At 59.0% G+C, this 6,098-nt stretch carries 7 protein-coding genes; 1 reads left to right on the top strand and 6 read right to left on the bottom strand.

Annotated features, from left to right (window positions below):
* The 4 genes from R0J92_RS15635 to rpsL form a co-directional block, all read right to left on the bottom strand.
* A partial coding sequence (locus R0J92_RS15635) for a GTP-binding protein (protein ID WP_170444454.1) occupies positions 1 to 107 on the bottom strand: 107 nt, incomplete at its 3' end.
* 63 nt (positions 108 to 170) lie between these two features.
* On the bottom strand, positions 171 to 2,291 hold the full coding sequence (fusA, locus tag R0J92_RS15630) for an elongation factor G (RefSeq protein WP_106164971.1): 2,121 nt from the start codon (positions 2,289 to 2,291) through the stop codon (positions 171 to 173).
* 20 nt (positions 2,292 to 2,311) lie between these two features.
* Complete coding sequence (rpsG, locus tag R0J92_RS15625; protein ID WP_106164970.1) at positions 2,312 to 2,782, bottom strand: 30S ribosomal protein S7; 471 nt, start codon at positions 2,780 to 2,782, stop codon at positions 2,312 to 2,314.
* A gap of 18 nt (positions 2,783 to 2,800) precedes the next feature.
* On the bottom strand, positions 2,801 to 3,172 hold the full coding sequence (gene rpsL / locus R0J92_RS15620) for a 30S ribosomal protein S12 (RefSeq protein WP_005621086.1): 372 nt from the start codon (positions 3,170 to 3,172) through the stop codon (positions 2,801 to 2,803).
* Between the two features lie 361 nt (positions 3,173 to 3,533).
* On the opposite strand from rpsL, the gene R0J92_RS15615 reads away from it, so the two are divergent.
* Positions 3,534 to 4,340 carry a putative rhamnosyl transferase gene (locus tag R0J92_RS15615; protein ID WP_411052312.1) on the top strand — a complete coding sequence of 269 codons (807 nt, stop codon included), beginning with the start codon at positions 3,534 to 3,536 and terminating at the stop codon, positions 4,338 to 4,340.
* Here the strand turns inward: R0J92_RS15615 and R0J92_RS15610 are convergent.
* Both R0J92_RS15610 and R0J92_RS15605 read right to left on the bottom strand, forming a co-directional pair.
* Complete coding sequence (locus tag R0J92_RS15610) at positions 4,319 to 5,200, bottom strand: DMT family transporter (RefSeq protein WP_411052311.1); 882 nt, start codon at positions 5,198 to 5,200, stop codon at positions 4,319 to 4,321. The two genes, R0J92_RS15615 and R0J92_RS15610, sit on opposite strands and share 22 nt — an antisense overlap.
* A 1-nt stretch (position 5,201) precedes the next feature.
* A complete protein-coding gene (locus tag R0J92_RS15605) occupies positions 5,202 to 6,014 on the bottom strand; it encodes a glycosyltransferase (protein ID WP_411052310.1) in 813 nt (270 codons plus the stop codon).
* Positions 6,015 to 6,098: the final 84 nt, after the last annotated feature.

Genomic DNA, 6,098 nt, shown 5'->3' with positions numbered 1-6,098 from the left:
AAGTATTTGGTGATTGCTGCGGTCAGCGTGGTTTTACCGTGGTCAACGTGGCCGATGGTGCCGATGTTGACGTGCGGCTTATTACGTTCGAACTTTTCCTTAGCCATGATGGCCTCCTTTTAGCTTTAAGGAGGGAGCGCACCTCTGTGCGCCCCCCCAATTCGTCACGCTTACGCGTATTTCGCCTGGATCTCGTCAGAGATGTTCTGCGGTACCGGATCGTAGTGCGAGAACTGCATGGTGAACTGCGCGCGGCCCGAGGACATGGAGCGCAGGGTGTTGATGTAACCGAACATGTTGGCCAGCGGCACATTTGCGTCGAGCGCAATTGCGTTGCCGCGCGGCTCCTGACCGGACACCTGCCCCCGACGGGATGTCAGATCGCCAATGATGCTACCGGTATACTCTTCCGGAGTGATCACTTCGACCTTCATGATCGGCTCAAGCAGCTTAGCACCAGCTTTGCGCATACCTTCACGCATCGCCATACGGGCAGCGATTTCAAAGGCCAGAACGCTGGAGTCCACGTCGTGGAACTTACCGTCGATCAGAGCAACTTTGAAGTCGATCACCGGGAAGCCAGCCAACGGACCGGAGTCCATGACCGAGGTGATGCCTTTTTCGACACCGGGGATGTATTCCTTCGGAACCGAACCACCAACGATGCGGGATTCGAAGGAAAAGCCTTCACCGGCTTCTGTCGGCGAGATGATCATCTTCACCTCGGCGAACTGACCCGAACCACCCGACTGTTTCTTGTGGGTGTAGGTGTGCTCGACCTCGTGACCGATGGTCTCGCGGTAGGCCACCTGAGGCGCACCGATATTGGCTTCGACCTTGAATTCACGCTTCAGACGATCAACGAGGATGTCCAGGTGAAGTTCGCCCATGCCCTTCATGATGGTCTGACCGGACTCGAGGTCGGTCTCCACGCGGAAGGACGGATCTTCGGCAGCAAGACGTGCCAGACCCTGAGACATTTTCTCCTGGTCGCCCTTAGTCTTGGGCTCCACGGCGATCTCGATAACCGGATCCGGGAAGGTCATGGTTTCCAGAACGACCGGCTCTTTGGGATCGCAGAGGGTATCACCGGTGGTGGTGTCCTTCAGACCCGCCAGCGCGATGATGTCGCCTGCGAAAGCTTCTTCGATCTCTTCCCGGTTGTTGGAGTGCATCATCATCATACGACCGATGCGCTCTTTTTTGCCTTTGGTGGCATTCAGGATCGAGTCGCCCTTGTTCAGCACGCCGGAGTAGATCCGGGTGAAGGTCAGGGAGCCGACGAAGGGGTCGTTCATGATTTTGAACGCCAGGCCAGAGAACGCCATGGAGTCATCCGCACGACGCGGAATGTCACGGGTTTCTGTTTCGTCGCCGGGTTTGAAGCCCATGTAGTCGACAACGTCCAGCGGGCTGGGCAGATAGTCGATCACAGCGTTGAGCAGAGGCTGTACGCCTTTGTTCTTGAACGCGGAGCCACCCAGAACAGGCACGAATGCCATCGCCAGGGTCCCTTTGCGCAGAAGATCGCGCAGGGTGGCGACGTCAGGCTCGGCGCCATCCATCAGGTAGTTTTCCATCGCCGCGTCGTCCATTTCGACGGCCGCTTCGATCATCTTGCCACGCCATTCGTTGGCCATGTCCTGCAGGCTCTCACGGATCGGAGCCTTGATCCAGGATGCACCAAGGTCTTCACCCTGCCACAGCCATTCTTCCATGGTCACCAGATCGAGCAGGCCTTCCAGCTCGGTCTCGGCACCGATCGGAATGCCGACGGGCACGGCGCGGGCGCCGGTGCGGTCTTCGATCATGTTGACGCAGTTGAAGAAGTCTGCGCCGATCTTGTCCATCTTGTTGACGAAGACCATACGCGGAACCTTGTAGCGGTCAGCTTGACGCCACACGGTTTCGGTCTGCGGTTCAACACCGGCGTTGGCGTCAAGAACGCACACCGCGCCGTCAAGAACGGCGAGCGAACGCTCGACTTCGATGGTGAAGTCAACGTGGCCAGGGGTGTCGATGATGTTCAGGCGGTGCTTTTCGGAGTCCGGCTCGGTGCCGTTCTCAGTGCGCTCCCAGAACGTGGTCGTCGCCGCGGAGGTGATGGTAATACCGCGTTCCTGCTCCTGCTCCATCCAGTCCATGGTGGCCGCACCATCGTGCACCTCACCAAGGTTGTGGGATTTGCCGGTGTAAAACAGGATGCGCTCGGAGCAGGTGGTTTTACCTGCATCGATGTGCGCCATGATACCGAAGTTACGGTAGCGGTCTAGCGGATAGTCGCGTGCCATTTGGATGAGCCTCTAAAGAGTTACCAGCGATAATGCGAGAAGGCTTTGTTAGCCTCAGCCATCTTGTGCGTGTCTTCGCGCTTCTTAACGGCAGTACCCCGGCTTTGTACAGCATCGAGGAGCTCACCGGCGAGGCGCTCTTCCATTGTGTTCTCGTTACGGCCACGGGCCGCAGTGATCAACCAACGGATGGCGAGCGCTTCACGGCGCTCGGGACGCACTTCAACGGGCACCTGGTAGGTGGCACCACCCACACGACGCGAACGAACCTCAACGGAGGGTTTCACGTTGTCGAGGGCTTCGTGGAACACTTCCACGGGAGCGCGCTTGATCTTTGCTTCAACGCGGTCGAACGCGTTGTAGACAATGCTCTCTGCGACCGATTTTTTACCATCGATCATCAGGTTGTTCATGAATTTGGACAGAACGCGGTCACCGAACTTGGCGTCGGGGAGAATTTCGCGTTTTTCTGCAGCGTGACGACGGGACATCTATCAGTATCCTTCTTATTACTTAGGACGCTTCGCGCCATACTTGGAGCGACGCTGCTTACGGTCTTTGACGCCCTGGGTATCCAGAACACCACGCAGGATGTGGTAACGGACACCCGGAAGGTCTTTTACACGGCCGCCACGGATCAGAACCACGGAGTGTTCCTGAAGGTTGTGGGATTCGCCCGGGATGTAGGAGATCACTTCGAAACCGTTGGTCAGGCGAACCTTCGCAACTTTCCGCATAGCGGAGTTCGGCTTCTTAGGTGTGGTGGTATAAACGCGAGTGCAGACGCCGCGCTTTTGTGGGCACTGCTCCAGGTGCATGGATTTGGAGCGCTTTACTTTCGGCTGACGCGGCTTGCGGATCAGCTGTTGGATCGTTGGCATTCCGGTTATTCCCCGTTTTGCAACACTATGTCATGCACGCGGCCCGGAATGCCCGGAGACGTGCGGCGAATTCATCTGCCTCTGCCACTTACGCAAACGCAAAAACCGCAAACGCTCCCATTCCGAGGTGAACGTCGCGGTGGGTTTACAGAGGGTCTGGGTGGTAAAAGTGCCCTGACCTTGAGCCACTACAGATATGATATCGGCGTAAGAGGGACTTCTCCTCCGAACCGGATAGCGCGCGTATATGCAGAGTCGCCCGGGTTGTCAACACATGCCCCGGTCGCGCTCGGGCCCTGACCTTGCTGCCAAGCACGCCGGACGGCATAGTCAGGCGACTGTGTGCCTTGGGAGGGGTAGAATGCAAGTGATTGGGCTGTGCCGATTTTCATACCCTGCCATCGGCGGCTTTCAGGTGGAACACAACAGCATCGAGGAACGTATCGCGTTTCTCTACGCCGAAGCCCGGCTGGAAGAGCGGTTCCGCCTGTTTGAGACGGTCGCCCTGCCCTGTCTGCGTGAACAGACGGATCAGGACTTCGATCTGATTATCGTCATCGGTGACAGCCTGCCAGCGCATCACGAAACTCGGCTGCGCGATCTGGTGGCCGACATCCCGCAGATCAGTATCCAGAAGCATCCGCCGCGTCAGCAGCGCCCGATCATGAAGGCGATCCTTAATGACGCCCGCCGAGATCCCGATGCGCCCTGCCTGCAGTTTCGCTACGATGACGACGATGCGGTGTCGGTTGATTTTGTCGAACGGTTACGCCAAACGGTGACCGATTGCTGCGGTCTGATCGAGCGCCATCGCGCTGTAGCTGTAGATTTCAACATGGGCTATGTCGCCGAGTTCAGCGCAGAGGGGATCGCAGCGGCAGCGCTCCACCGCCCTTACTACGTGGCCGCCCTTGGCGTGCATGTTCGAGGCGGCTCCCCGCTGACGATCATGAATTTTGCGCATCAGAAAATTCCGCGCTTCATGCCGACCATTACCCTGTCCGATGCGCCGATGTTCGTGCGTGGCCACCATGGGTCCAACGATTCCCGGCAGAAAGCTGTGGCGCCCGTGCCCGTAAGCCCCCTGACACCAGAGCAGGCGGCAGAATTCGAAGCCCGCTTTGCCATCAAAGAGACCCAGGTGCGTCAGGCGTTCTCCGCCACCTGACGTTCTCGCAGCAGGGTGAACAGCCCCGCCGCAACCACAAGTCCCGCCCCCAGCAACGTCAAGCCGGAGGGAAACTCGCCAAAGACCACCCAGCCCAACAGAAGCGCCCAGACCAGCCCGGTGTAGCGCAGCGGAGCGACTGCCGAGACGTCTCCGACCCGGATCGTCATCACCGCGCAAAGATAGGCAAGCAGGATCAGAACCGCCGTACCACACAGCCAAAGCCATTCACGCCCGCCAACCGGCTGCCAGCTCTCGCCAAGGCCCAAGCCGAGGCCGAATAGAAGAACGGCAAAGGCCGACAGGAATGTCACGGTCAGCGATGGCACCGCAGGCGACATCTGCCGGGTGACCAGATCGCGCATCGTCAGCAGCGCGACCGCGATCAGCGCATAGATCGTGGCCGGACCAAAATCCGCACCACCGGGACGAACGATCAGCATCATACCCACAAACCCAAGAGCGATGGCCAAGCTGCGCCGCCAGCCCACCGTTTCGCCCAGAAACAGCGCAGCACAGAGTGTCACGGTCAAGGGCAGCATCTGCAGCACGGCGGTGATATTTGCCAATGGCATCTGCAACAGCGCCGACAGGAAGAAATAGGTGACCGCCATTTCGGTGGCACAGCGCGCCAGAACCAGCGCCCAGTCTCGACGGCTAAAGTTGAAACGCAACGCGCCCATCGCACGGGCCAGCACCAATAGCAGCAGGCTGGCCATAATTCCGCGGATGGTCACGATCTGCCAGAGGGGCACCGTGGCGCCGACCAGCTTCACCAGCGTGTCGTTGAAAGTGAAGAAGGCCATGCTGCCCAACATCAGAAGGGCCCCCTTCTGGTTCGGGTTCAATCGGTCGGTCATGTCAAATGGCTTTCAGCTCCGCGAGGGAGAGGCCAAAGTGCTGGCGTAGATCAGCGTCAAGCTCCGCCTCGCTCTGCCGTCCGGTCAGCCCCATCATCGCTGGTGTGGAATGGTTGTCCTCATGCACCGTACGCAGGAACCCCGGAACAGAGATATCGGAAAACAGCGGGTAGTGCTGGGCAAATTTACGGTGGTTGTAGCGATAGGGGTTGCCCCGTCCCGCCACGGGGCGAACCACCGCAGTGCCGGCAGACAAAGGCGCACGCTCGCAACTGTCGATCACCTGCGAGTGCTGGCCCGGCTCTCGGACAAGGTAGATGCCGCGATTGTTGGCAATGGCATATGCGGTCTCGGGCGTCGCCTGCAGCGGCAATAGCCCTGCCGCCAGGCGCTTGGTTCGGCTCACATATGCACCATCCAGCGCATCATCGTCATCAAGGCGGAACAGGATGCGATGGCTTTCGCCGTCATCCGGGATCAGCTCATAGGCGTCTTTCAGGATCTGGAAATGGTTGGCAGCGCCAAACTGAACCAGATGCAGATGTGAATGCGGCGCCAGCAGATCTGACAATTTTTGAAGATACATATCCGGCAGACGATTCGACGTCGCCACCACCAGCTGGAAGTCCGGATCGCCCTGTCGCAGCAGCGAAGGCAGGCAGAGGTTTTCAAACAGATGCAGCCGCAGCGCCATGCGCGCCGGATCAAACAGTGCTGTTGCCGCCGTCTCTAGATCGGGAAACTGGTCGGCGTTGAACGTCGGCGTCAACAGCGAGAAGCGGATCACGCCCACCATATTGAATGTTGCCGCCACAGCGCTGCTCCTCTCCCCAGTTCTCACATCACAGAGACCACGCCGCTGCCGCCTTGCCAAGAGACTTGGTGCAGGCCGTGCAGC

The organism is Tritonibacter sp. SIMBA_163 (assembly GCF_046535935.1).
GTDB classification, from domain to species: Bacteria; Pseudomonadota; Alphaproteobacteria; order Rhodobacterales; family Rhodobacteraceae; genus Epibacterium; species Epibacterium scottomollicae.
This window is presented reverse-complemented; position numbering and strand designations above follow the sequence as displayed.